A 22,866-nucleotide genomic window follows, 5' to 3' on the forward strand; every position below is an offset into this window, starting at 1 on the left:
ACAGAAGGGGATGATCGATGGCCGCTAAGAACGCTCCCGAAAACCCGTATCTCGCCGCACGCCAGGAATGGTCGGAGCGATATGGCTCATACGTCAAAGCCGCGGTCGCCTGGCGGGTGGTCGGGATTCTCGGCATGACAATGGCGGTGATCGGTTTCACTTACGCCTTGTATTTAAGCACACAGGTTAAGCTCATGCCCTACATCGTCGAGGTCGACAAACTCGGAACCTCTGTGACCGCCGGTTTTCCAGCACAAATCGAATATGCTGATGTGCGCGTTGTTCGCGCGACCCTTGGCAACTTCGTGAGCAGCTTCCGCTCCATCACGCCCGATGCAGTTGTGCAGAAGCAATATATCGACCGCACGTACGCACTCCTCAGGACTTCAGACCCGTCCACCGAGAAGATCAATGCCTGGTTCCGCGGCAATTCGCCGTTCGAAAAGGCGAAGACCTCGACAGTTGCGATCGAGGTCAACAACATCGTCGCGCTCTCAAACCAGACATATCAGATCGACTGGACGGAATATGAGCGCGACCGCAAAGGCAAGGAGATGGGCACGCGCCGGTTTCGGGGTATCGCGACGGTCACACTGACCGCGCCGCAGGATGAGGCGACAGTCCGGCTCAACCCGATCGGTCTCTACGTCCGCGATTTCGACTGGACTGCACAGCTTTAAGGGCAGGAAAACTCAAATGCACAGAACAGGATTAATAGCGGCCGTCGGCTTGGCAGGGTTCGCGCTAGCGAGTGGCACATTTGCGCAAAGCATGACATCGAACGAGGTAAAGGGCACCAGCATTTCAAGGAAGTGGCGCGGCACGGCAGGTCTCGTCACCACCGGTCCGGATGGTAAGGTCATCTTCCTCTTCGGCGAAACCCAACCCTCGGTCGTCTGCTCGCCGCTGCAGGTCTGCGATATCGAGTTGCAGGGTGGCGAGGTTGTCCGCGACGTCCTTGTCGGAGATACCGTGCGCTGGAAGGTCGAGCCGGCAACCTCGGGGGCGATCGGCGGACAGGCGATCCACTTGATCGTCAAACCGTCCGAAGCCGCCCTCGTGACCTCGATGGTTGTTACGACGTCGCGACGCACATACCATATCCAGCTCAAGTCGCACCCCAGCCAGTACATGGCCCGCATTGGTTTTGAGTACCCGGAGGATGAGTCGACCAAGCTCGCCGACATCAATGCGCAGCTTGAGACCGGCGGCATTCCAGGTACCGCACCTGATAAGCTGAACTTCTCCTATTCGGTAAGCGGCAGCGCCCCTTGGAAACCAAAACGGGTCTATTCCGATGGAGCAAAGACCTACATTCAGTTTTCAAAGTCAATCGCTGGCCAGGACGCTCCAGTCCTCTTCGTTGTCTCCGGCGGCCAGAACCGCATCGTCAATTACCGTATGAAGAACGACATGATGATCGTCGATTACGCGGTGGACAAGGCGATCCTCGTTTCCGGCGTGGGATGGCGGCAACAAAAAATCACGATCAAGCGGGGAGGGCGACCATGGGCAAGCTAATGTTGGCCCTGATCGCGGCCGCCTTTCTTGCCGGTTGCCAAACGGCCGATGACGCACTGAACACCGGCACGACGCAGACGACTGTCACAGGACCGGCCGTAAGCGCCGTTGCAGGCGACATGGCCGGACGGCTGGCCGAGCAAATCGGCTCTGCCGAGACGACAACGATCAAGATGAAGAACGACCAGTCAGAGTTTGTGACCACCCTCGAGGCATCCCTCAAACGCTGGGGATACACTTTCGTGGCTGACAACAAGATCGGCAAGGACATGAAGCCCGTCGAGCTTGCCTATGCGATCGACACCATTGACGGCCAGGTCCTCGCGTGGGTGGCCACTCCTTCCATAGCGATCAGCCGCGCTTATAGGCTGAGGGCGGATGGCGCCACGCCAGAAAGCCCTCTGTCGGTCATGCAGCGCAACTAAGGAGGGGACCATGGTGCAATCGCTCCAACTCGGCGCATCCAGCCAGGCCCACGATCAGAACGCCATGCGTCGCCTCAACCGTCTGCCAATCATCCTCACTATCGTCCTTGTCGTGCTGTTTTGCGGCATCGTCGTGATCGGCCTGTCATGGCGAGGACTTTACTTCAGCCGCGGTAACGACATTGACCGCGCCTCCAACACGCCAGCGACCAATTTCGGCGACCAGCTCAAGCGTGGCGTTACCGACGGCATCATCGCCGAACCGGTTGAGCGCGACACGTTTCAGCCGACACCTATCATCGAGCAGAAAGTCGAGAAGGAAGAGCCTGTTGCCGAGCGGCGGCCGGTCGAGCCGGAGGACCGGCGTTCCCGTATGGAGTCAGACGAGGAATGGAAGGCGCGTCTGAAACGTGAGCAGGACGAACAATATGTTCGCGAAGCGCAGCGCCAACGAATGGCGCGGCTTCAGGCACGCGCGACGGCGCTGGATTCGCCGCTCAAGGTGGACATCTCAGACGCGGATAGAGCGTCGGTAAACAGCAAGGATATCGGTCGCCAGAACCCCGACAGAAGGACCAACAACGCCAGCGATCTTTATGCGACCGCGTTGAAAGCGGGCCTTATGGGGCAGAACGTCGATTCGAACGCCCAGAGCTCGAAGGAGGATTTTTTCAACCAGGACATCCAAGACCTCGGCTATCTGCCGACCCAGGTCGTGCCGCAGATGTCTTCGTATGAGCTCAAGCGCGGCTCGGTGATCCCGGCCACGCTGATCACCGGCCTGAATTCCGACCTGCCGGGACGTATTACCGCGCAGATCAGTCAGAACGTCTATGACAGTGCCACCGGATACCGCCTTCTCGTGCCGCAGGGCACCAAGCTCTTTGGACGCTACGACTCGAAAATCTCGTTCGGTCAGGAGCGGGTTCTCGTCGTCTGGACTGATCTCATTTTCCCGAATGGCTCGACGCTGCAGATCGGCGGCATGGCCGGCACCGATGCCGAGGGCTACGGCGGGTTCGAAGACGAGGTCGATCGCCATCTCTGGAAAACATTCGGTTCAGCCGCCCTGATCGCGTTGATCGGGGCCGGGATCGACATGTCCGTGCCGCAAAGCTCAACGCCTGCAGCGCAGGAAAACGCTTCCGACGCGGCAAGACGGAATTTCGGAGAAAGCTTCGGCCGGACAGCCCAGGAGACGATCTCTAAAAACCTGAACGTCCAACCGACGATCCGCATACGCCCTGGTTACAAATTCAATGTCCTTGTGGGTCAGGATATCATTTTCCCGTCAACCAACAGCGAGCGTTCAAAGCCTCGCAGATGGTTTTAAGATGCGTAGATGATCCGCCAAGCGGTAAAATCTTCCATTCTTTGGTCACAGTTTAGATAGACCAGGCCTTGAATACGCGGAGAACGTAATTAGTCATATTTGTGCGCCACTGAGGCATCGCCAGCAGCCTTCGCGACTCCGAATCCGGTTGCGCATGGACCGGCGCTCAGCCGGCCCTGGTGTAAGTACCAGACACTTGCGCAAGGCAGGAAAAAAGTCAGTGGACGAAGACTTTCGCTCTCTTATCGATATGGCCGAAGCCTCGCACGATGAACGTATGATCAAGAACGCAGTCAAGAGTTTTGCGAAGGCATGCGGATTCGAGCGATTTGCCTATCTGCAAACCGAAGGCACTGAAGTAAAAACGTTCAACTCTTATCCCAGGCCGTGGGAGGGAGTGTACCTTGCCAGTCGCTACGCGCGGATCGACCCCGTCGTGACGGAGGCCAAGCGCCGGATGGATATGTTCGCATGGACGGCCGACGACTGGCCGGATCGCGGCTCCTCCGAACTCCGGCAGTTTCGTGACAAGGCGGTCGAGCACGGTATTTGCAGTGGGGTGACCATTCCCGTTGAAGGAAGTTATGGCTCTACGGTGATGCTGACATTAGCGTCATCGGAACGAAAGTCGGAAGTACCGAGACTGCGCGACGCTCGAAAGGCAACGCAGGCTGTCATGGCGATACACTACTGCCTGAAGATAGTGGGTGCGGCATCGGTCGTGGCGCCGAGACAGGCGCTTTCTCCGCGGGAGGGGAGGTGCCTCATGTGGGCGATGAAGGGGAAGAGCGTACCGGAAATCGCTATGATTACCGGCATCAATGCCAGAACGGTCCAACACTATCTGGACAGTGCGCGTCGGAAGTTCGAGGCCAAGACCATTCCTCAACTCGTCGCCATCGCGAAGGACCGGGGACTATTCTGATCGTCAGTCCTTTTCCCCTGACGGAACAACAGGGACATAGCCAAGGGCATCAAGGATCTCGGAAAGTTCTTCCTGCTGGCCTTGAGCCTGTTTCTGCCTCGCCAGATATTCATCCTGCAGGGTCTGAGCAACATCACTTGAGACTAGTGGATCGCCGCTAGCCCGAAGCCATTCCTCGTAGACAGCTTCGTCGGCGTCGAGCAGGCGCCGATGTTCCAGGATTGCTGAGACTGCCAAGGCCTCCAGCTCGTCCTTCTTGAGCGAACTGTAGCGCGAGCCTGCCTTGTTGCGCGCAGGTTCTCCGGATGCAGTACACTCCGTCATCCGCATGTCCTCAACACATCGTCACCACTCAAAATACCACGCTATAACGTTTGCGCCGCCGCTGCACGGCCTGAATCGTCGACAAGCATTTTCGACGACTCGGAAAGACAACAGGCTAGGACCAATAACACGCACCGCGCGGATTAGGAACTATACTTCCTGGAAGAACAGTTTCAATTCAGGTTCCGCTCACGCCATGGATCTCAACGAGGTCATGGCGACAAACTTGCGTCGAATACGTCATGGCAAAAAGCTGACGCAGGAAGAACTCGCCCACCGCACTGGTCTGAGCATGCGCCATATTGGCTCCATCGAGCGCGGCAAAACGTCGGCCACTCTCACCGTCCTCGGCCAGATCTCAGAGGCTTTGGACGTCGACCCAAGGGAATTCTTGTCAGTAGCCGGTCCCACCTCACAGGTGCGTCGGACCTAGGCGTTGCGGATCCGTTCGGCGATCTTTTGTACTTTCTCAAACGCTGACGCATATTCAGGCTTTTCGCCATACACCATTTCACCGAGCGACCTGGCATAGCCTTCCGCGAACTTCCCGTCGCTGGCCATAACATCATACGCGCGGAGCGTTTCAGCCCTGGGATTGGCCTTTTACACTGCATATTCGCCGCCTCGGCTTTCGGCGTCAGCCTTCATCGTACTCAAGGCGATCGCGGCCGCTTCATCCACATCATAGTGGCCACCCATTCGCGATAAATCGTAGACGTGCCGGACAAGCGTGTGGTCGAGGGGCTCAACCCCAGCGAAAGCTGAGCCGGCCCGACGCCCGAGGGCAACGAACTTGTCTGCTGCGGTTTCCACCAGTCTCATACATGCGACGTCTTCGGCTTCCGCAGTCGCGCCCGTGGCTTCGGCAACAAGGAAGAGACCGAACGGTTTTCGGAGGCGGTGCAAATCGGAAATGCGGCCAACTCGATCTTGATCTCCGGGCGCAAGACGCCCTCTCCTTTTGCGATAGCTTCATAAGGCAGATCGTAGCGGACGTACCGGTCATTTTGCTTGACGACATAATTGCCGTCTGCCACAAAACCCGCCGCTTGAAGCCGGTCGTTCACCTCGCCTCGCAGGCGCTTGAGCGCACTGCGAGAGTTTGCCTTTTCACCTATGATGCGCAGGTTGATGTCCTCCGACATCCGTTCTAGCAGGCGATATGCGCGGCCCAGCGCTGTTCCCCCACCAAATGCCAAAATAAGCCCATCGACCTGCACATCGTGTATGGCAGCCAAGGCCCGAACAACGAACCAGTCCTTTTCGACCAGGGCAGCCGAAGGAAGGCCAAAGTATTCCTGCACTTCAAGAAGAGTTTTCAGGTCCGGCTTATCGTTCAACCCGGAGTGCGGCCATCGGATAGCCGCCGGTTGAAGCGTGCCTTGACCTTGACAGTCGAGTTCGCCAGGACTTGCGTCGACCGCCTTCATTATAGGCTCTTGTGCTGTCGCTTTGCTCCCAGGGTATACCCAGCTTGTCAAGCGCTTGAAGTGCCGCGCTATGAAAGCCGTTGGAGCTGGCAACCATGAGCCGGCCCGATAAGCGCGATCTCGTGGCACGCGCATAGACACCATAACCCAGCCGCAATAGTGCGCCATCGTGAACCAAAGACCTGAGCGCGCGCAGGACCTGGTCCTCACCGCTGAGGTCAGCAAAATCCCGTGGAAGAAAAACATCGGTCTTCTTCGTTCTCGTGACGCGATTCTGGACTTTCTGCTTCAATGTCTTCGGCTGGTACATGATCAACGTCTTCTGCAAACACCCGACACGTAGCAAGGCTAAGTAGGCTACCTGCCCCGCTTGGCGCTTCAAGTAGCCTTTCGATGTTCGAGTTTTGCGCCCATCACTTTCCGCCGATCCTTGACAGGTCAATCCGCATTCCAGCTTTCCCGACTTCTTGCGGCTCCCGCGGCTCCGCATCGGTCTGCGCAGGAGTTTCCTCATCCGCAGGCTCAGCTTCCCCGCCGTCCCTCGGCTCAGCCTGATTTGTGATCGGGCCGCCCGGATCTTCCGCCTGAAACACACCGACGCCTTCGAACTCGCCGGTTTTCCAAGCATAGACCGCGTCCTCGAATATCTGCGGGAAGGCGTCGGCGCTCTTAGGGTTGCCATACCATTTCGCGACGATCCTCATGATCTTGGCGAACATCACCGTTCCCATGCGCAGGTTCTGGCAAGCATCGACCAAATCCGGTTTGAGATCGGCCGGGTCCTTGACGCCCACACCGGCCGGAAACTGCGTGAGACCGACACGAACGACAGCCTTGCCGGCATATTGGCGCACGATGTCCATCGCCTCGTCAGGGGATCTGGCCTTCGGCACGAGGATCAACCGCCCGCCCGAGCGGACGGTTACGGCGAGTGGATCGGCAGACCCCGCCGCCGAGACGAAGGGCTCGACGATTGCGGGTTTGAGCGAAGGGTCGGCGCAGTCTTTGATCAGGGCGGCGTCGAGCATGGGCCCTCCTCGGCATCACGTGTTGAAAGAAAAAACCAGCGGCTTGGAAAACAGCTTTGCCCAGGCGGCGGTGCTGGCGCGCTGAATCGCGACGATAGACGTTCCCTTAGTCCACCAGCCGTTGCCGACCGCAACGATTACATCCGGATCACCGAGCATCGATTGCAAGGCAGGCCAGACGAGCAGTTGCTCGTAGCAGATCAGCACCATCACCCGGCCGGATCCAACCGCCACGACCGGGTTCGCAAAGACGTGCGCTTTCGCGCCGGCTTTACCGCCGAAGAGCGGTTCCCAAGGCTGCCACATCGAGCCGGGAACGGGCATCCGTTCCCGATAGAGGATCCGACCGCCACCCGCAGATATCGCGACAACCACGTTATCGTATCCGGCCGCGCCGACGACTGCCGCACCCGCCAGGACGGTCACGTCATGACCGGATAGCGCGCGTATCCAAAGCCGCTCGACCGTCGGCGTAAAGAAGCCCAAGGCACTCTCGGGAAGGACGACAGTTCGAGAACCGCCCGACGCTCGTTCGGTGACCGTTGCAATCAGATCACGGTGGCGGGCCATGCTGGTGTCCCGCCCGAGCGAGGCACTCAATTCGAGATCGACGCCCCGCCAGGCTTCCGGTAGCTTCGGATCGGTCCAGAATGCGGCGGACCAGAGCCAGAAGCCAGTTAGGCCTATGGCGACAGCTGGCCAGAGGCGGGAAACGAGGCCCGCCAGGCCGGCTGTCGTGACGGCCAGTCCCCACCATCCCCATCCCGGAAACAAGACGCCTGCGGCCGTGAGGGGATGCGCCCAGCCGGTGATGCCGAAAGGGGGAACTGCCATCAGGACGGCCACCAGAACATAGCGGCCCGGACGAGGGCCAGCCTCATTGGTCCACAGGAGCGCATGCACGGCTACAAAGCTTGCGGAGGCAGCCAGCCACAGCAGCAGGCCCGGCCAGATATCTGCGGCATAGAAGGTGGCCGCGCCTTGCGGCAGACCGCGCGACACCGACAGGAAATATGCGGCGGAAACGAGCGTTGCTGCGAACCTAGATGTCGACAGCGCCCAGAGGACGGGAAAGCCGAGCGCCAGCGGCAACAACAGAACTTTGCCGCTCCATGCCACCGTTCCGACGCCGACCGAGGCGATGATAAGCTGCGTTGGCCAAACCCAATCATGGCGCATAGGTTAGCACCTCACGCGCCAGACCGAGAATGCCTGATGCCGGCACAGGCCCGAAGTAGCGGGAGTCGAACGAGCCGGCGAAGGACGAATGCAGGAAGACCTCATCGTGCGGCACCATGCCGTCCGAAAAACGCGTCAGCGGCCGACCTTCCCCGTCCTTTTCGGCGACAGCGGAAGCATGAACCAGGCGCCCATCGACCCTCACCTCGGCAGCGATCTCGACCCGTTGGCCGGCGACCGCGACCACCGACTTGATGAGCGGCGCGAGAAGACCGGGGCAAAGGCCGGAGTGGAGATAACCGCGCGCCCTTGCGTCCTGCACGGCGGCTGTGTCCGGCGGGCAGATGAATACCAGGTCGCCCACAACAGGCGAACGGTCGAGCGGGACAATCTGCCAGAGCCCGAGCGGCTCGCTCGGAGTCAGGTTGATGCGATAGCCGCCGAAAAAGGCGGTCAGCCCTACCACTGAGATGGCGGCAGCAGAAACCGATAGAGTGATGGCAGCTTGTCTTCGCTGCGCGGACATTCGCATGCTTGTTCGAACAGGAAGCGTCATTTGAGCCAGAGCCCCTGGCTTTTCGTTTGCCGCAACGTCTCGGCCTGCTTCAACGCCTCGGTCGTGCGTTCATGCGCGGAAAGTTGCTGAACCGTGCGCATCGTGCTCCAGGCCGATTGCACCTCCGCCTTCTGCCCGGCAGACATGCTTGAGGTCACCGACTGGAAGATCCGACCGGTCGTGTCCTTGGCGGCGAGCGGCAGGAAGGTGCGTTCCCCGAAACGGGCCGATACGGCTCTCGCGAAGCCTTCGAGTTCGGATTTCACCATTTTGTCGGCGAGCGCGTATTCGACGCCTGCGGGAAGGTCGTTTCGATTGATGGCGTCACGGACACGTTCGAGCGTCTGCTTTGCCGTCGGCGACAGCGCCGGAATATCGAGAGAGACCTTCAGGCGGACGGCGCGCTCCTCGGCTTCATATTTGTGTTCCGCCTCCGTGCGCTGACGCAGATAACGTTCCAGGTTTCGCGCAAGCGCCGGCGCATTGGTGACGGCTTTCTTGCGGGCCTGCTTGTCGGCGTGGACGGCTAGGAGCCCGGTCTTGCCCTTCAGCGCACCAAAGGTCTCCGGCTTAGAACCGATCCTTGCAATCGTGACTTTTGCCGCCGCTTCGTTCTTTAGCATCGCATCGACATTAACAGCTTTGAACGCGCCTTCCGGCTGAGCGTAGACAAGATGGAAGCGCGCTGAGACTTCCTCCCATTGCTTCTTCAAGCTGGGGTCGGCGGCAAGCCGGTCTTCGACGGCCTGTTCCAGCGATTTTGGGAACGTGGTGATGCCCGATACCATGGGTTTTGCCTCCTTGATGCTGTGCGATTGAGTGGTGTTGGCCGCGCGAGCGGACGGACCAAGCCTGCCGGCGATCGTCGCCAGACGTGCGCCGAGTTCGCCGAGCTTCGAGTTTTGCCGGACGGTCCATTCAAGCCGGTCGCGAACGACCGTGCGCGCGACGTTAACGAGGTGAAGGCCACGGGCCTCGGCAAAGCGAAGGGCTTGGGCGTAGAAGCGGCCGCTGGCATACTCGAGCGTCGTTTCCTTGGCTTGTCTGCGCGACAGGATAGGAACCAGTCCGCCTGCCTTGGCGAAGGATCGACGGCCGTAATAGAGGGCGAGGTCCTCGCGATGACGGGTCATGGCAACGTAGGCGAGGTGGCGGTCCAGCGATAGCGACGCCAGCACCTTCACACTCTCGACAGTGGCCCCTTGGCTCTTATGGATCGTAGTGGCATAGCCGTGATCGACATTGGCGTAGAAGCGTTGCTCGACCGTGACCGGGCGGCGGTGTTGGCCTTCTCCGACTTCCGCGACGATACGCCCGGGCGCGGCTTCAAGGACCCTGGCTAGCATGCCGTTCTTGACGCCCAGCGAACCCTCGTTCTTCAGGAACACGATCTGGTCGCCGGCTGCGAATTTTCGGTGACCGTCTTCGGTTAGGAAAGCAAAACCGTCGGCGACGAGGCCGCGTTCGACGAGCTTTGCGCGAGCCATGTCGTTGAGCATTCGGACGTCACGGCGCAAGTGCGCAAGAATGAGACTCGACTTTTGCGGATCGTAGTCGCGGTTCCAATCGGCAATCAGCGCCTGCACGACATCGGCCTTGAGATCGGCTCCGCTGACGTAGCCCTGGGCGCGATAGGCTTCGACAGCTCTTCCGATATTGCCGCGGGCCAGATCAAGCGACGCGTCGCGCATCCACTGCTCACGCTGGCGATAGATGGTTTCGAGTTCGACATAGCCGATGCGGTCGGCAATGGCGCGGAAGGCCGCACCCGCTTCGATCGGCTGAAGCTGTTCCGGATCTCCGACAAGGACGAGTTTGGCGCCGGACTTGGTCGCTGCTTCGACGAACAGCGCCATCTGTCGGGACGACACCATGCCCGCTTCGTCGAGGACAAATACGGTCTTGTCGTCCAAACGATTGCGGCCTTGCTTCCAGCGCAGTTCCCATGTCGAAAGCGTACGGGAAACAATACCGGCTTCCTTCTCGAGGCCCTCGGCGGCCTTGCCGGCAAGCGCGCCGCCGACGACGCGATAACCGGCCGCTTCCCAGGCTTCACGCGCCGCCTTCATCATAGTCGTCTTGCCGGCGCCTGCACGTCCGATCACCGCAGCGATGCGCTCGCCGCCGGTAGCATGTGCGATCGCCGTTTTCTGCTCGTCCGAAAGGCGCAGGTGATGGGCGAAGACCGCGTCCCGCACCGCGTCCGCCACGCTGTGAGAGGAGCGTTGATCCAACCAAATCGACCGGCTGGCCATTTGGGCTTCCAGCCGGACGAGGTCGCGCGTCGTGTATTTCGCCGGCACACGTAGGCCGCTTGAAAATTCGATCCGCTCGCGTTCAAGCCGGAGCGTCTCGGGGCTCTGCAGGATCCTTGCCATCAGATTTTGGAAGAGGTCGGCGTCGTCAATGTAGCGGTGGAGGATCTTGGCAACGTCACGTTCGTCGAAGACGCTTTTCTCCCGGGTGATCAGGTCGAGCACCAGTTCGGGACGGCGCTGAATGCGGCGGGCGTTTTCCGCCCGGCGCCCCTCCTGCAGCTCCAGCCGCTCCAGCGAAGGGTCCCGCTCGGCCTCCGCCGACTTCCTTTCGATCGCCTTGGCGCCGACGCCGAGGTGAATGGTCGGGGTGAGTTCGATCCCCTGCTTCTCGAAGGAACGGCCGTCGACCCGGATCTCGAGCCCGGCACGCGCCAGGTGTCGGTTCTGACAGGCAAACCAGCCGTCCCGAAACACGTTGAAATCATCGAGGTTACCGGCCCAGAGCTCGTAGACGATCTTGCCGGCATCGTTGCGCACCGGCCTGCCGTCAGGGCTGGTCACTGCGACCTTCTTGGCGCCGAACCCGTCTTCGGTCAGCGGCCGAAGCGTCGTCATCAGGTGCACATGCGGATTGCCTGGCGCATCGTGATAGACCCAGTCCGCCACCATCCCCTTCGATGTGATGTGCAGCTCGACGAAATCCCTCACGAGTTCGATATTCTGCGCGGTCGAGAGTTCCACCGGCAGCCCAACGGTCACGTCCTTGGCAAGCTGGGCATCGACACGCTTCTCGAAAGTTTCGACGCTATTCCAGAAGGCCTCGCACGCCCCGGAGACGGAGCGATCGGCAATCGTCGCCCGGAGCCATTTCGGTGCATCGGCCGGGATCACGAACTCTTCGTGCAGCAAGCCTTGCTTGCGCGTGTAGTCGATCGTGCGGGCCTCCCGCTCGTACTCCATCTTGGCGCAATGCCGGTAGGCCGCCGACAGCACGGCGCTGCGGCCGGAGCCGCGGGCGACGATGCTGACGGAGAAATGAGGGACGGCCACGGCGGAGTTCTTTCCGATTGCGAGCAAAATCAACATGTTCGGCAGCGAGTTCGGCCCCGCCGGGGCGCTCTCAAAAGAACGTCGCGCCAGCGACGTATAATTGCGCCCTTCGGATGCCGCTCTTGCCGAGCGGCCGGGATCATCCACGAAAGCATCGCCCTTGGCGATTGTAGGATTAACAGTAGTGCGTTCCACACCGACGTCCGGAAGATGGGGTCCGAGAGACAAGTTTTCGCACCCAAGGAGCTATCCGGACATGAAGAAACCATCCTCGAAAATCCGCGACGAAATCGCCAGGCTCCAGGAGCAGTTGAAGCTCGCCGAAACCCGGGAGGCCGAACGCATCGGCCGGATCGCGCTTAAAGCGGGGCTCGGTGAGATCGAGATGGACGAGGGTGAACTGCAGGTAGCATTCGAGGATCTGGTAAAACGCTTTCGCGGGGGCAAGGCCCGTACGACCGGAGGGAAGGGGGCAGGCGGCGCAGGCGAGGGCAGCACGCCCACCGCGCAGAACCCGCCTGGCGCGGCTGAGGGCAGGACTGACGAGGCTTGAGCGGATGCGAAGATCGACGACTTCGGATGTCCGCAAGAAGGACACACGCGAAAAGATCGAACTCGGCGGACTGATCGTTAAGGCGGGGCTGCGCTACGAGAAGCGGGCGCTGCTGCTCGGGCTCCTCATCGATGCAGCCGCGCGGCTGAAGGGAGATGCACAGGAGCGCTCACGGCTTGCCGCACTCGGTGCTGAAGCGTTCGGAGAGAGAGATGACTAGGATCCTGCTGCTCGTTGCACCCTGCGCGTTGATGATGCTGACGGCCATCGGCATGACCGGGATCGAACACTGGCTATCCCACTTCGGCAAGAGCGATGCCGCCCGGCAGATGCTCGGCCGTGCGGGCATCGCTCTGCCCTATGTCGCCGCGTCAATCGTCGGCATCTTCTTTCCGTTTGCGAGCGCCGGCTCGGTGCGGATCAGGACGGCAGGATGGGGCGTTGTCACGGGCGCGACAGCGACGCTCGTCCTCGCGGTCCTGCGCGAGGCATCGAGGCTCTCCGCGTTTCTCGGACAAATCCCAGCCGGCAAATCCATCTTCAACTATCTCGATCCAGCAACGACGATCGGCGCCGCCACGGTGCTGCTGTCGGCGCTGTTGGGCACGCGGGTGGCGATTGCGGGCAACGCCGCGTTCGCCAGGCCCGAGCCCAAGCGCATCGTTGGAAAACGGGCGGTGCATGGCGAGGCCGACTGGATGAAATTATCGCAAGCAGAAAAGCTTTTTGCCGAGAGCGGCGGCATCGTCATCGGCGAGCGCTACCGGGTCGACAGGGATAGCAGCGCGGCACACTCGTTTCGCGCTGACAGCGCCGAGACCTGGGGAGCAGGTGGTAAGTCGCCGCTGCTTTGCTTCGATGGCTCGTTCGGCTCATCACACGGCATCGTGTTCGCCGGATCCGGTGGTTTCAAGACGACATCAGTCACGATCCCTACGGCGCTAAAATGGGGCGGGGCGCTCGTCGTCCTCGACCCCTCGAACGAGGTTGCGCCAATGGTGTCGAAGCACCGTTGCGACGCCAATCGCGACGTCTTCGTGCTCGATCCGAAACAGTCAGAAATCGGCTTCAACGCGCTCGACTGGATCGGCCGGTTCGGGGGAACCAAAGAGGAGGATATCGCCTCCGTCGCATCGTGGATCATGAGCGATAGCGGTGGCGCGCGTGGCGTCCGTGAGGACTTCTTTCGCGCCTCGGCCTTGCAATTGCTCACTGCGCTGATTGCTGACACTTGCCTCTCCGGCCACACGCCGGAAAACGACCAGACACTCCGGCAAGTGCGCAAGAACTTGTCCGAGCCGGAACCTCAGCTGCGCCAGCGGCTGCAGGAAATCTATGACGATTCAAGTTCGGATTTCGTAAAGGAGAATGTCGCGGCCTTCGTCAACATGACGCCGGAAACATTCTCGGGCGTTTATGCCAACGCGGTCAAGGAAACACACTGGCTGTCTTACCCGAACTACGCCGCCCTGGTCTCCGGCAAGGCCTTTACGACGGGTGATCTTGCAGATGGAAAAACGGACGTGTTCATCAACGTAGATCTCAAGGCATTGGAGACGCATGCGGGCTTGGCGCGCGTCATCATTGGTTCGTTTCTGAACGCCATCTACAACCGCAACGGCGAGATGCCGGGCAGGGCGCTCTTCCTTCTCGATGAGGTGGCGCGCCTTGGATACATGCGCATCCTGGAAACCGCGCGTGACGCAGGCCGCAAATATGGAATCACGCTCACCACAATCTACCAGTCGATCGGCCAGATGCGTGAAACCTATGGCGGCCGAGACGCGGCAAGCAAGTGGTTCGAGAGCGCAAGCTGGATTTCATTCGCCGCCATCAACGATTCCGAGACGGCCGACTACATCTCGCGCCGCTGCGGCATGACGACCGTAGAGATCGATCAGGTCAGCCGCAGTGTCCAGTCGCAAAGATCGTCGCGCACGCGATCGAAGCAACTTGCCGCCAGACCTCTGATCCAGCCGCATGAGGTGCTGCGCATGCGTGCCGACGAGCAGATCGTCTTTACAGCCGGAAACGCGCCGCTCCGGTGTGGGCGCGCAATCTGGTTTAGGCGTGAGGACATGAAGGCATGTGTGAAGCCGAACTCGTTCTTCCGCGATACCGCGGACAAGCCGTAAGATCGGTCAAGGCGCATCGGCGGGCGGCTCGTCCAGCAGCCCATCGAAGACTTCAAGCAGCGCGTTGGTAATCGCCTGCCCCAGAGCATTGCCTGCAGTACGGAGATCATCCTCCGTGCCGTCACGCGCGGCCTGGGCAAGCTCGAAGCCCTGCTCGCCGACAATCTGTTTGGCGACTTCGATTGCCCAGAGACCGAAGTCGCCGCGGCTTCCAATTTGAACCGTACCGTCCATGATCAACCTTTTGATAATTTTCCGCGCCCATACACTCGGCCGCACAAATGACAGTACATGAGCCATAGCGCAACGCCGAATACCGCCTTCCGCCGCTCTTCCAGAACCCTCGGACGAGAAAACGGCAAGATGCGTTTCGTTTGCCAGCTTGAAATCTATCCGATCGGCCGGCGCGCAACGCAGCCAGCAAGGCCGATCGAAAACAATGAAGAGTATCGGAGAAATCAGCGTGAGCGTCCGCCAGAGGGCGGGATTTCGGGAATTCTCGTCGTGCAAGTAGCGGGAAAAAGCGCAGCCGCAGGAGCCTCAACATAGTGGCCCGAAGGGGAGGCGGGACCGACTGCGCCCCGCTCCTAAACACCACCTGAGGCCGGCCTGTTCATAAAGACGGACGAAACTCGACGTAGATTGATCCAAACAGCAGAGGACGGGCACGTGGCGAAATCGGATGTGGTGCCGATGAAAGCACGGCGCAAAAACAGCAGCGGGAACGATCGATATCGGCCGCAGCCAAATTCCGAACGGGACAGAACGGCCCGCGCAAGTCGCTGATGTAGGTCATCTCAGCCATCATCATTGGAGCGAGTGGTTGGCTTGCCCTCGGCGGCGCTGGCGATCTCTCCAGCGTGCTGGCTCTTGTCAATACCGACAACGGATACGTCTCAGGCCGTGCTTTCGTTGCGCGGCGAGAGCGTGCGAATGAATTGCGTCGTCGATGGCAACACTTTTTGGTTTGGGGGAGAAAAAATCCGCATTGCGGATATCGACACGCCGGAACTCAGCCCTCCTCGCTGCGAGGCGGAGCGGATCAAGGGCGAGGCGGCGAAGGCACGCCTGCTCACGCTTTTGAACGCGGGGAGGTTCTCGATGTCATCAGGTTTGCGGGACGAGAACAAGTATGGTCGAAAACTCCGGAACGTTACGCGGGAGGGGCGATCTCTCCGCGACCGCCTCATCGATGAGGGTCTTGCCCGGCGCAAGACTTTTATAGTGCGAGTAAGGAGTTGCGAGAGGATCGTCACCCGGATGGGACGGAGACCGTTTTTGGGCACCGTGAGCATCGCGAATAGAACCGTACGCCGCAGGCGTCTCGCCCAAAGACTTTCGGCTTTGCACGTTCGATCGACAGAGGCCCGACGATGGATTGTCACATCAGCGCGTTCGTGACCCGCGATAATAGAAGTGCTCGACCAGCGCAGCACCGGACCGGCAGCAGCGCCAAAACCGCAAGCTAGAATATCCCATCGAGGGCGAAAAGAATAGACACGGCGATCGCAAAGATGGCGCCCAACGATGCGCCGATGACATAGGGAAGATAGCCTTTCATGTGACATCCTCAGCTGTTTTCGAGATCCATAATCTTCTCAGAGATGAAATCCGGGCGAAGAGAGAAACCTGCGCCAGCGCACGCCTGAAACAGGCGAAGCTCCCGGAAATAGGCCACTCTTATTGGATGTTCGAGATTCGGCGGCAGTCGAAGACGCTATTTGTGCCAAGCCCAGTCTTGAAGGGAAACCCCGCGCAATTCCTTTAAGTTCCTTATCGATGGTCGCCCGCCGCACGGACCGGCATCCAGGCAAATTCGCGCAAGCGATGGCATGCCATCAGCGATATGAATCAATCCCTGCCGACCGATTCATAAGTCTCGTTGGACGCGATTCCGCTGATCGGCGATTCTGATCTCATGATCGCGCAACCCTACCATCTCTATATCGAACGCTCTGACTCCGCCAGAAACATGGCGCGCTACTACGCCATGTCGATCGAGCCCAACCTGTTCGGGGATGTCTGCCTGCTCAGGAAGTGGGGCCGCATCGGCACAAAGGGTCAGATGATGGTCCACCATTTCGGGCGGGAAGAGGAAGCCGTTGAACTGTTTCTCGATCTGCTGCGACGGAAACGAAAACGCGGCTATCGTCCGCGCACCTCCGTTCCAACATGAGAATGCCGCGCCGAAGCGGACCATGATGCCTTATCGGCGCCTGTTCCAGTCGGTCTCGAAGGAAACCTTGATCTCGACGAAGAACGGGATCTTGACGGCGAGTTTTCCCTCGCGAAAAAAGTGGCTGATCATCTTGTCGAGGGCACGGAGCCGGCGGCCGGTTGCGGCGAGGAACTGAGCGAGCTGTTGCATGATGGATCTCCTTGTCGATTGCGTCATTGCGGGGATCGACGGCGGACCGGAAAGGAGGGTTGCACCTGGCAAGGCCGAAACGGATGTGGAGGACCTGGCGGCGGCTGCATTTTGATCCGCGAGGAGCCGCGGAATGCGGCGGGGAAAATTCTGGCGGCGCCAGGTTGCGGCCCGACGCACGGGCTGCAATATTCCCGATGAGAGATGACAGCTCGTCGACAAGGAGAGTTGCGATTGGTTGCGCTCGCTGAGATCGATAGCGGACCGTGTCTGGCGTGAGGCGGCGGGGTATCGAGAGGTGAAATGCTTGACAGCCGGGAAGCCCGATCCGGCGCACCGGCTCCCCGTCCAGCTACAAAAGAGCCGGTCAAAAGGGCGGCTCGGCATCGATCGCACCGTCTTGTTCGGCAAGCGTCACGGCCAGATCAGCCTGGGCCGATCTGGCGGCGCGCTCGGCGGCATCGCAGGCGTTCTTCAATTCAAGGCGAAGTTCTTCGATGTGCAGTTAGATCGTCATCATCTCATCTCCTTAAGTTCGTGAAAGACGAGACCGCTGGGCGGGAGGAGATGACGGGGTCAAGGAGCGCGGCAGCGACCGGCGGAGCCGGCGCGTGCGGATCGAGCCGTTGAAGCCGGTTTCGGAAGTGTTGAAGGTGCCGATGGTTGCCATTGTCGTATTCCTTTGCTGTTGCGGGCCGCGCCCATCGCGGCCTCATATGAAGGACCACTCGTCAAGTTGTTGTTCGAGCGACGGGTTGCGGTTTTTCGTGACGCCCCAGATACGGGGCGTCACTCTGGGAGATGTCAGTCACCGGAGCGGCGGCTTGGCCGCGACCAGATGAGGCTGAAGGCCTTGCCATCTTCGTCTTCGACAAGATTGGCGTAGAGCGGAGCGGTGAAGCTCGGGTCGTCGAGCTTGAGACCGAGGTAGTTGCGGCCCTCAGTGGACTGCTTGGACCAGGCTGCTCCGATTTCGATGCGGCCGACGAAGACGCGGTGGCTGGGAGCGTTGTCGCCGCTGGAGCGGGTATCAAAAACGATGCGTACGTTCTTGGTCTGGAGGGAAAGGGTGACGATCTCGCCGTTGAAGTCGTTACCGGATTGCTGGAAGGTTCCGATGGTAGCCATTGTCGTTCTCCTTACTGAGTTGCCGAAGCCGCCCCTTGCGACCTCGATAGCGGTCGTGAGGCGCCGATCTGGCCGACTGCATCCCAAAGGGACCGCAGCGCTAGCGCAGGACGGCGAAAGCAGGACTTGTTTTCCCGCGAGGAATGCAGCAAAGCTGCAGGGGAAGAAGTTCGGCGAAGCCGTTGCAGGATTAGGACATATTGGCGCCAGACCCGCCTGAAGAGAGGTCGCAAGGGGCGGCTTCCGGACACCGGTCTCGCGAGAACGATGCTGGCAACGGACTTCCAATCGTGAGCCGGCACTGCTGGCAGATCTGAGTTCGTCCAGTGAACCTTAGTCTGAGCCCGTTTCTGATCCGCGCCACGTACGTATCAACCTCATATCCGATCGGCGTTCCAACGGCCACACCATAATCCCGCCTGCGGCGGCGAAGGCTCAGGAGGATGAGACCATTCGATGACGGCGTTTGAAGCTAAGCCGCAATTCGGTCGTCCACCCGGTTCCGGCGAGGCTCATCAGGCCTGTGCCGAACTGGTATGCGCTTAAGTGGTCACGGCCTGATTACCGCGCCCTCGATAATGACGCCCGCACTGGCGTACTTCCAAAGTGCCACCACCAGCTTACGCGCCAGCGCCGTGATCATCACCTTCTTGAAGCGGCCGCCGTTTTGCGCGACCCGCTCATTGAACCAACGACTGAGCGTTGATGATGGCTGGTGCCTGAGCCAAATCAAGGCCATCTCCAGCAGAGTTGATCGGAGCCGAGGATTCCCAGACTTGCCGATCCCCTGTTCCCGATCAATCGAACCAATGCCAAGGCGTTGGTGCTAAACCGCATACCCAGCAACTTGCCGCCGGTTGTTGAAGTGCCGGAACAGACCCTCGCCCCACAGCACAGCAGCGAGCTCGGGCCGGATGCCGACGACCTTAGACAGTAAAGCCACCTCTCGAGCAGACTGTCGTTCTTCAATAAGCATATCGTTACACTCTGCCTCGACCTCCTTGATCTGGTCAATCAGCAGCTCCATGCGCGCAACCTCTCGCAGGACCTGCCGTTTCATGTTTGACGGCAAAGGTCGCCCGTCGCCCGTGCGAAGCATCTCCAGCTGCTGTCGTCGGTCGCGACGAAAGGGATCGTAACCGGTGATGCCCTGCGAGAAGAGCAGACCTTTGATACGGTTGCTGTGTCGGATGCGCTTTTCCATCAGAACTTTTCGCTCCCGAACGATGCGCCCGACGAGCTTCTTCGTCCGGATTCGGAACACGCGACATGAGCAGACCCGCGGCGTTCCGCGTTTGAACGCAAGTAAAGCTCGGCTCAAAGTCTCCGTCCAACCTATCGGTCTTTAGCCGCCGCTTGCGCCGTGATGTAGCAATGGAGGCTGCGTTGACAACATGGCTTTCATAGCCTTCTGCTGTCAGCGCGCGGTGACCCCAGAAGCCATCGAGGCCGGCCTCCTGGATGATACCGAATGGATACTGACGGCCTTGGATACTGACGGCCGGTTCGGTCGTCGGCCTTCCGCCTCAAGGCCGGAAGCTGGGCGAAGAGAGTGCTAATGTCGCCTCCGGGGATAATGTGGCGGGACCTCTTTCACCGACGCCCGGTGACATTGTGTTTAGCAGCCACGTCTTTTTGCTCAATTCGATGGGGGCGAATATTGCCCCTAGTTCCCTTTGAGGAGTACCTGCTGCATGACCATTTCTTGCGACATCGTCCTGCTCCCTTCCGCAACGGCATTTTCGACCTGGTCAGAACAGATCACCGCCACTACTCATAGGATCTCGATGGCTGACGCAAGGATCGGGGACGATCGGACCGCACCTGAAAGGCCGAAATGAAATGAAGGGCCGGTGCTGGAGGACGATCGAGGCGAAGCCGGTCTTCGATCAGACATGCCTCATCGAGCCCGTGGCCCGGCGCAGTGGTCGAAGGAATATGGCAATGGCGGTTTGTCCCTCGACTGCTTCCGAATGCTGCAACGACCGGTCCGCTGTCCTGTCCACGTGCGAAACCCAAACCTCGCAGAACCACCGAGCATGAGGCGGTGCATTGCCCGCTCCGCGCCATCGTCGCGCCTCGCGAGCCGTCGCCCGGAGGATCCAAGCATCAGCAGGCAAAGCCGTTTATCGTCGAAATCAAGCCGTCCCGGAAGCGCAAGCCGATAGACCGGGAAAACTCGATCTGGGGACAAACTACAACTTGCGACGGATCGTTACACGCCCATCGCGACCGACGGTCGAGAGTTGTCGGCCGCAGCAGCGAGCCGCTCGTCGGCCGCGTCGGGCTGCAGCGAATGCAGGAAAGTCACGGCCCGTTGCGCATGCGCAGCCGCCTGGAAGATCGCCCGTCTGTCGTCGGCCAGGACCTTGAGCCAGGAATCGAGGTAGGATGCGTGGTCGGGGCGGGGCTCGAACTCGGGAACAATCCCCAGATCGGCGCACAGGAAGCAACTGCCGAGCTCGGCGATCAGTTCTTCGGGGCTCGCTCAGATTTATCCTTGGCATAGCGGCTGAGGTCGCGACCGAGGCGATGGGCCGGCGCCGTCCAATGCGTGACCTCATGACTCAAGGTCGCGTAGTAGCTTGCCGCATCCTTGAAGCTCTCAAATGGTGGCATCTGGAAGATATCGGCGGCTGGCGCAAAGAAGGCCTGGTTGCCGCCATGACGAATTGAAGCACCGGTGTTCCGGAAGAACCGATCTGCGTGCCCGATGCGCTCGACGGGATCCGGAACCGACACCGGCGGTGATGATACTGGTCCGCGAGTCCCTCGATCTGTTCGACGTTGAAGACGCTGTATGCCTTCAAGAAGGGGATTTCCCGCTCGATCTCGCCGCCGTTCCCGTCGGTTTCGGATTTGGTGAAACGGCTGGCGAAGACGACGGTCGTGCCCGTCTCGCCTTTGCGGACCGCGGCCCCCAATCCAAGGGACTGCTTGAACGTCATCCACGTGGATGACGTATAACCTCGCGTGACACCCTCCGACCACAAAAGCAGCACGTTGATGCCAGAGTACGGTTGCCCATTGTAACGCAGCAGCCGGGTAATGTGACCAGTCGCGTTCGCTAGATTCCATGGTTTCATCCAAGGCCGCACGCCCTTTGCCAGGTCTTCGATGATCTTGTCGGTGATCCGGCTGTAGAGATCGACCCGCTGATTTTCTGTGTTACTCATATCCAAACCTCCGTTTCAAGGCCGCGCCCGTCGCGGCCCGTTACGGAGGGGCGAAAGCAGGAGCAGTTAGCCGGCGGATGCACCGGAACGGCCGCAACGCAGTGGAGGACGGCAAAGACGTTGCGTCCGTCTGCGGCTCCTGCAGACCCTACCAAGAAACGGGCCACGACGGGCGTGCCATCGACTTCATTTCCTTTTTCTTGCTGGCGAGGGTTCGCGACACGAAAGGGGCCGGTCCGCCAAGAAGCGGTCGGCTCGAGTTGATGGAAAAAGGCGGCGCCGAAGCCCCGCCGAAAGTGGTCAGTCGAAGGCGGAGATCTGCGTTTCGGTAGCCTTGCGGTAGAGCGCGTGGCCGGGCTGTTCGACGGGACGGACGAACGGTTTCCAGGTCTCGCCGATCACCTGGACTTAGGCGGCGATGGCGCCTTCGGCCGCCATTCTGAGCGCATGGGCCTGTATGCCCATGTCGGCGGCGAATTCGCGCTTGCGCTGAGCGGCGCTATCATAGCCGACGGGACCGTCCAGGTCCTCGTCGCGGGCATCGTTGGCGGCTTTGGCCGTGGCATCGCGCGCCTAGGTGACGGCGCGGCTGTAGAACTTGCCGGCGCCGTGGGCCCAGCCGACGTAGGCACCGACGATCCGCTGCAGGTGGATCTGCATGGCCTTGTCGCCAAGGCCGTCGCCGAGCGCATCGGCCTTCTCCGTGCCATCCGCTCCTGCAAGTCGCGGATGCCGTCGCTGTCGATGACGGCGGTTCCGAAACTCTCGGCGATCTTAAGTGCCTGGCTGGTGTCGGGGCAGTTGAGCCGAACCATTTCGATGGTTGCGCCCTTGCGCAGTTGCGCGACGCGCGTGGATTGGCGGGAGGAGGGTGTAGGCTTGGCCATGTCGTTTCCTTTCGAAGTCGTCCGGAGCGGCTCCGGCCTATGCCGGCTTGCCCTTCGGTGCGGTCACCTGGAACCGGCGGAAAGAAGGGCGCTTCAGGGTCCGGCCCCACCTGGACGAGCGGAGCCGGTTTGCTTGCGACGAGGGCAAGCTGCCCTCGACGGAGCACGCGAGCCTGCTCCGAGAACGACGGCGGGGTCCGGCCGCGCCGCGGCGCGACAGCGGCCTTGAAGCGTACGGACGCCGGCTCAGACGGCAGCAAAACCGAAGGGCGATCCGGCGTGGGGAGGAAGATGACGTCCTCGAATGAACGAACACGCGCTTCCGGGGAATTCTGTCTTCCCCACGCGCTCGACACGAACGCTCGGCCAGTCGCTTGATCAGCTTGGGCAACCGGTAGGATTGCAGCCAGCTCGGACCGCGCGAGTTGCGAAGGCCGCGCAGCAGACCGCTATCTTCATGAGGCGGCCCGCCCATCCATCATTGTTGAGGATTGATTTCCAGCGTCGCCGATGCCTGGCGGCGTAGGCCAGAAGCGCCGCTTGCTGCTCCGCCGTCAGGGGCGGCAATGCTTCACGGCGACAACCGGCAA

Annotated in this window: 22 protein-coding genes and 3 pseudogenes; 12 read left to right on the plus strand and 13 right to left on the minus strand. The window is 60.5% G+C overall.

The genetic code is table 11. The annotated features are described in order from the left end of the window. The first annotated feature begins 17 nt into the window (after positions 1-17). The 5 genes from RGCCGE502_RS33330 to RGCCGE502_RS33350 all read left to right on the plus strand — a co-directional run bounded on the left by RGCCGE502_RS33330 (position 18) and on the right by RGCCGE502_RS33350 (position 4,204). Positions 18-680: a conjugal transfer protein TrbF gene (locus RGCCGE502_RS33330; RefSeq protein WP_016558638.1), complete on the plus strand. Its 663-nt coding sequence runs from the start codon at positions 18-20 to the stop codon at positions 678-680. Between the two features lie 16 nt (positions 681-696). Continuing rightward, entirely contained in the window at positions 697-1,521 is an 825-nt protein-coding gene (gene trbG, locus RGCCGE502_RS33335) for a P-type conjugative transfer protein TrbG (RefSeq protein ID WP_016558639.1), read from the plus strand. Then, positions 1,509-1,946 carry a conjugal transfer protein TrbH gene (trbH, locus tag RGCCGE502_RS33340; protein WP_016558640.1) on the plus strand — a complete coding sequence of 146 codons (438 nt, stop codon included), beginning with the start codon at positions 1,509-1,511 and terminating at the stop codon, positions 1,944-1,946. Before trbG ends, trbH begins: the two co-directional genes overlap by 13 nt. A gap of 10 nt (positions 1,947-1,956) precedes the next feature. Then, on the plus strand, positions 1,957-3,279 hold the full coding sequence (gene trbI, locus RGCCGE502_RS33345) for an IncP-type conjugal transfer protein TrbI (RefSeq protein WP_016558641.1): 1,323 nt from the start codon (positions 1,957-1,959) through the stop codon (positions 3,277-3,279). A gap of 220 nt (positions 3,280-3,499) precedes the next feature. Beyond that, entirely contained in the window at positions 3,500-4,204 is a 705-nt protein-coding gene (locus RGCCGE502_RS33350) for an autoinducer binding domain-containing protein (RefSeq protein WP_016558642.1), read from the plus strand. A 3-nt stretch (positions 4,205-4,207) separates the two neighbouring features. Here RGCCGE502_RS33350 and RGCCGE502_RS33355 read toward each other — a convergent pair whose 3' ends face one another. After that, complete coding sequence (locus RGCCGE502_RS33355) at positions 4,208-4,528, minus strand: transcriptional repressor TraM (RefSeq protein ID WP_016558643.1); 321 nt, start codon at positions 4,526-4,528, stop codon at positions 4,208-4,210. A 196-nt stretch (positions 4,529-4,724) separates the two neighbouring features. Between RGCCGE502_RS33355 and RGCCGE502_RS33360 the strand changes: the two genes are divergently transcribed. Next, positions 4,725-4,961 carry a helix-turn-helix domain-containing protein gene (locus tag RGCCGE502_RS33360; RefSeq protein ID WP_016558644.1) on the plus strand — a complete coding sequence of 79 codons (237 nt, stop codon included), beginning with the start codon at positions 4,725-4,727 and terminating at the stop codon, positions 4,959-4,961. A gap of 170 nt (positions 4,962-5,131) precedes the next feature. Here RGCCGE502_RS33360 and RGCCGE502_RS38595 read toward each other — a convergent pair whose 3' ends face one another. From RGCCGE502_RS38595 to traA, 6 genes are all read right to left on the minus strand, one after another. Further along, complete coding sequence (locus RGCCGE502_RS38595) at positions 5,132-5,350, minus strand: hypothetical protein (protein ID WP_016558646.1); 219 nt, start codon at positions 5,348-5,350, stop codon at positions 5,132-5,134. Beyond that, positions 5,347-5,958 carry a nucleotidyl transferase AbiEii/AbiGii toxin family protein gene (locus RGCCGE502_RS38600; protein ID WP_019280635.1) on the minus strand — a complete coding sequence of 204 codons (612 nt, stop codon included), beginning with the start codon at positions 5,956-5,958 and terminating at the stop codon, positions 5,347-5,349. Before RGCCGE502_RS38600 ends, RGCCGE502_RS38595 begins: the two co-directional genes overlap by 4 nt. A 413-nt stretch (positions 5,959-6,371) precedes the next feature. Then, positions 6,372-6,986, minus strand: coding sequence for a TraH family protein (locus RGCCGE502_RS33370; protein WP_016558649.1), 615 nt, complete (start codon positions 6,984-6,986; stop codon positions 6,372-6,374). 15 nt (positions 6,987-7,001) lie between these two features. Next, positions 7,002-8,165, minus strand: coding sequence for a conjugal transfer protein TraB (locus RGCCGE502_RS33375; protein WP_016558650.1), 1,164 nt, complete (start codon positions 8,163-8,165; stop codon positions 7,002-7,004). Next, positions 8,155-8,721 carry a conjugative transfer signal peptidase TraF gene (gene traF, locus RGCCGE502_RS33380; RefSeq protein WP_016558651.1) on the minus strand — a complete coding sequence of 189 codons (567 nt, stop codon included), beginning with the start codon at positions 8,719-8,721 and terminating at the stop codon, positions 8,155-8,157. The genes RGCCGE502_RS33375 and traF overlap by 11 nt, the downstream gene beginning before the upstream one ends. After that, positions 8,718-12,029 carry a Ti-type conjugative transfer relaxase TraA gene (gene traA, locus RGCCGE502_RS33385; protein ID WP_016558652.1) on the minus strand — a complete coding sequence of 1,104 codons (3,312 nt, stop codon included), beginning with the start codon at positions 12,027-12,029 and terminating at the stop codon, positions 8,718-8,720. Before traA ends, traF begins: the two co-directional genes overlap by 4 nt. A 256-nt stretch (positions 12,030-12,285) precedes the next feature. Between traA and traC the strand changes: the two genes are divergently transcribed. The 3 genes from traC to traG are packed head-to-tail and all read left to right on the plus strand — an operon-like array spanning position 12,286 to position 14,717. Then, complete coding sequence (gene traC, locus RGCCGE502_RS33390; RefSeq protein WP_016558653.1) at positions 12,286-12,582, plus strand: conjugal transfer protein TraC; 297 nt, start codon at positions 12,286-12,288, stop codon at positions 12,580-12,582. Between the two features lie 4 nt (positions 12,583-12,586). Further along, the gene (gene traD, locus RGCCGE502_RS33395) at positions 12,587-12,802 is read left to right on the plus strand and encodes a type IV conjugative transfer system coupling protein TraD (RefSeq protein ID WP_016558654.1); all 216 of its coding nucleotides are present in this window, start codon (positions 12,587-12,589) and stop codon (positions 12,800-12,802) included. Next, positions 12,795-14,717: a Ti-type conjugative transfer system protein TraG gene (gene traG, locus RGCCGE502_RS33400; RefSeq protein ID WP_016558655.1), complete on the plus strand. Its 1,923-nt coding sequence runs from the start codon at positions 12,795-12,797 to the stop codon at positions 14,715-14,717. Before traD ends, traG begins: the two co-directional genes overlap by 8 nt. A 6-nt stretch (positions 14,718-14,723) precedes the next feature. Here the strand turns inward: traG and RGCCGE502_RS33405 are convergent, their stop codons facing one another. After that, on the minus strand, positions 14,724-14,951 hold the full coding sequence (locus RGCCGE502_RS33405) for a hypothetical protein (RefSeq protein ID WP_016558656.1): 228 nt from the start codon (positions 14,949-14,951) through the stop codon (positions 14,724-14,726). 699 nt (positions 14,952-15,650) lie between these two features. Here RGCCGE502_RS33405 and RGCCGE502_RS38605 point away from each other — a divergent pair. Together RGCCGE502_RS38605 and RGCCGE502_RS33425 are read left to right on the plus strand one after the other, a co-directional pair. Next, entirely contained in the window at positions 15,651-16,118 is a 468-nt protein-coding gene (locus RGCCGE502_RS38605; protein WP_016558658.1) for a thermonuclease family protein, read from the plus strand. A 517-nt stretch (positions 16,119-16,635) separates the two neighbouring features. Further along, entirely contained in the window at positions 16,636-16,893 is a 258-nt protein-coding gene (locus RGCCGE502_RS33425; RefSeq protein WP_040676250.1) for a WGR domain-containing protein, read from the plus strand. A 30-nt stretch (positions 16,894-16,923) separates the two neighbouring features. Here the strand turns inward: RGCCGE502_RS33425 and RGCCGE502_RS37685 are convergent, their stop codons facing one another. After that, positions 16,924-17,085: a hypothetical protein gene (locus tag RGCCGE502_RS37685; protein WP_016558661.1), complete on the minus strand. Its 162-nt coding sequence runs from the start codon at positions 17,083-17,085 to the stop codon at positions 16,924-16,926. Positions 17,086-17,392: 307 nt separating this feature from the next. On the opposite strand from RGCCGE502_RS37685, the gene RGCCGE502_RS37690 reads away from it, so the two are divergent. Next, entirely contained in the window at positions 17,393-17,626 is a 234-nt protein-coding gene (locus tag RGCCGE502_RS37690; RefSeq protein ID WP_019280639.1) for a hypothetical protein, read from the plus strand. Between the two features lie 263 nt (positions 17,627-17,889). On the opposite strand, the gene RGCCGE502_RS33435 is transcribed toward RGCCGE502_RS37690, so the two are convergent. From RGCCGE502_RS33435 to RGCCGE502_RS36290, 4 genes and pseudogenes are all read right to left on the minus strand, one after another. After that, complete coding sequence (locus RGCCGE502_RS33435) at positions 17,890-18,213, minus strand: DUF736 domain-containing protein (RefSeq protein WP_016558663.1); 324 nt, start codon at positions 18,211-18,213, stop codon at positions 17,890-17,892. A 550-nt stretch (positions 18,214-18,763) separates the two neighbouring features. Next, positions 18,764-19,874, minus strand: a pseudogene (locus RGCCGE502_RS36280) (IS110 family RNA-guided transposase). A gap of 554 nt (positions 19,875-20,428) precedes the next feature. Beyond that, positions 20,429-21,389: pseudogene (locus tag RGCCGE502_RS33450) on the minus strand (ArdC family protein). A gap of 300 nt (positions 21,390-21,689) precedes the next feature. Further along, positions 21,690-22,276, minus strand: a pseudogene (locus RGCCGE502_RS36290) (hypothetical protein). Positions 22,277-22,866: the final 590 nt, after the last annotated feature.

It is taken from the genome of Rhizobium grahamii CCGE 502 (assembly GCF_000298315.2).
Lineage (GTDB): Bacteria > Pseudomonadota > Alphaproteobacteria > Rhizobiales > Rhizobiaceae > Rhizobium > Rhizobium grahamii.

Excerpts from the sequence above, each read along its gene's own strand:
- RGCCGE502_RS33330 (WP_016558638.1), top strand. The coding sequence starts at position 18 with ATGGCCGCTAAGAACGCTCCCGAAAACCCGTATCTCGCCGCACGCCAG.
- trbG (WP_016558639.1), top strand. The coding sequence starts at position 697 with ATGCACAGAACAGGATTAATAGCGGCCGTCGGCTTGGCAGGGTTCGCG.
- trbH (WP_016558640.1), top strand. The coding sequence starts at position 1,509 with ATGGGCAAGCTAATGTTGGCCCTGATCGCGGCCGCCTTTCTTGCCGGT.
- trbI (WP_016558641.1), top strand. The coding sequence starts at position 1,957 with ATGGTGCAATCGCTCCAACTCGGCGCATCCAGCCAGGCCCACGATCAG.
- RGCCGE502_RS33355 (WP_016558643.1), bottom strand. The coding sequence starts at position 4,528 with ATGACGGAGTGTACTGCATCCGGAGAACCTGCGCGCAACAAGGCAGGC.
- RGCCGE502_RS33360 (WP_016558644.1), top strand. The coding sequence starts at position 4,725 with ATGGATCTCAACGAGGTCATGGCGACAAACTTGCGTCGAATACGTCAT.
- RGCCGE502_RS38595 (WP_016558646.1), bottom strand. The coding sequence starts at position 5,350 with ATGAGACTGGTGGAAACCGCAGCAGACAAGTTCGTTGCCCTCGGGCGT.
- RGCCGE502_RS38600 (WP_019280635.1), bottom strand. The coding sequence starts at position 5,958 with ATGAAGGCGGTCGACGCAAGTCCTGGCGAACTCGACTGTCAAGGTCAA.
- RGCCGE502_RS33370 (WP_016558649.1), bottom strand. The coding sequence starts at position 6,986 with ATGCTCGACGCCGCCCTGATCAAAGACTGCGCCGACCCTTCGCTCAAA.
- RGCCGE502_RS33375 (WP_016558650.1), bottom strand. The coding sequence starts at position 8,165 with ATGCGCCATGATTGGGTTTGGCCAACGCAGCTTATCATCGCCTCGGTC.
- traF (WP_016558651.1), bottom strand. The coding sequence starts at position 8,721 with ATGACGCTTCCTGTTCGAACAAGCATGCGAATGTCCGCGCAGCGAAGA.
- traC (WP_016558653.1), top strand. The coding sequence starts at position 12,286 with ATGAAGAAACCATCCTCGAAAATCCGCGACGAAATCGCCAGGCTCCAG.
- traD (WP_016558654.1), top strand. The coding sequence starts at position 12,587 with ATGCGAAGATCGACGACTTCGGATGTCCGCAAGAAGGACACACGCGAA.
- traG (WP_016558655.1), top strand. The coding sequence starts at position 12,795 with ATGACTAGGATCCTGCTGCTCGTTGCACCCTGCGCGTTGATGATGCTG.
- RGCCGE502_RS33405 (WP_016558656.1), bottom strand. The coding sequence starts at position 14,951 with ATGGACGGTACGGTTCAAATTGGAAGCCGCGGCGACTTCGGTCTCTGG.
- RGCCGE502_RS38605 (WP_016558658.1), top strand. The coding sequence starts at position 15,651 with ATGAATTGCGTCGTCGATGGCAACACTTTTTGGTTTGGGGGAGAAAAA.
- RGCCGE502_RS33425 (WP_040676250.1), top strand. The coding sequence starts at position 16,636 with ATGATCGCGCAACCCTACCATCTCTATATCGAACGCTCTGACTCCGCC.
- RGCCGE502_RS37685 (WP_016558661.1), bottom strand. The coding sequence starts at position 17,085 with ATGCAACAGCTCGCTCAGTTCCTCGCCGCAACCGGCCGCCGGCTCCGT.
- RGCCGE502_RS33435 (WP_016558663.1), bottom strand. The coding sequence starts at position 18,213 with ATGGCTACCATCGGAACCTTCCAGCAATCCGGTAACGACTTCAACGGC.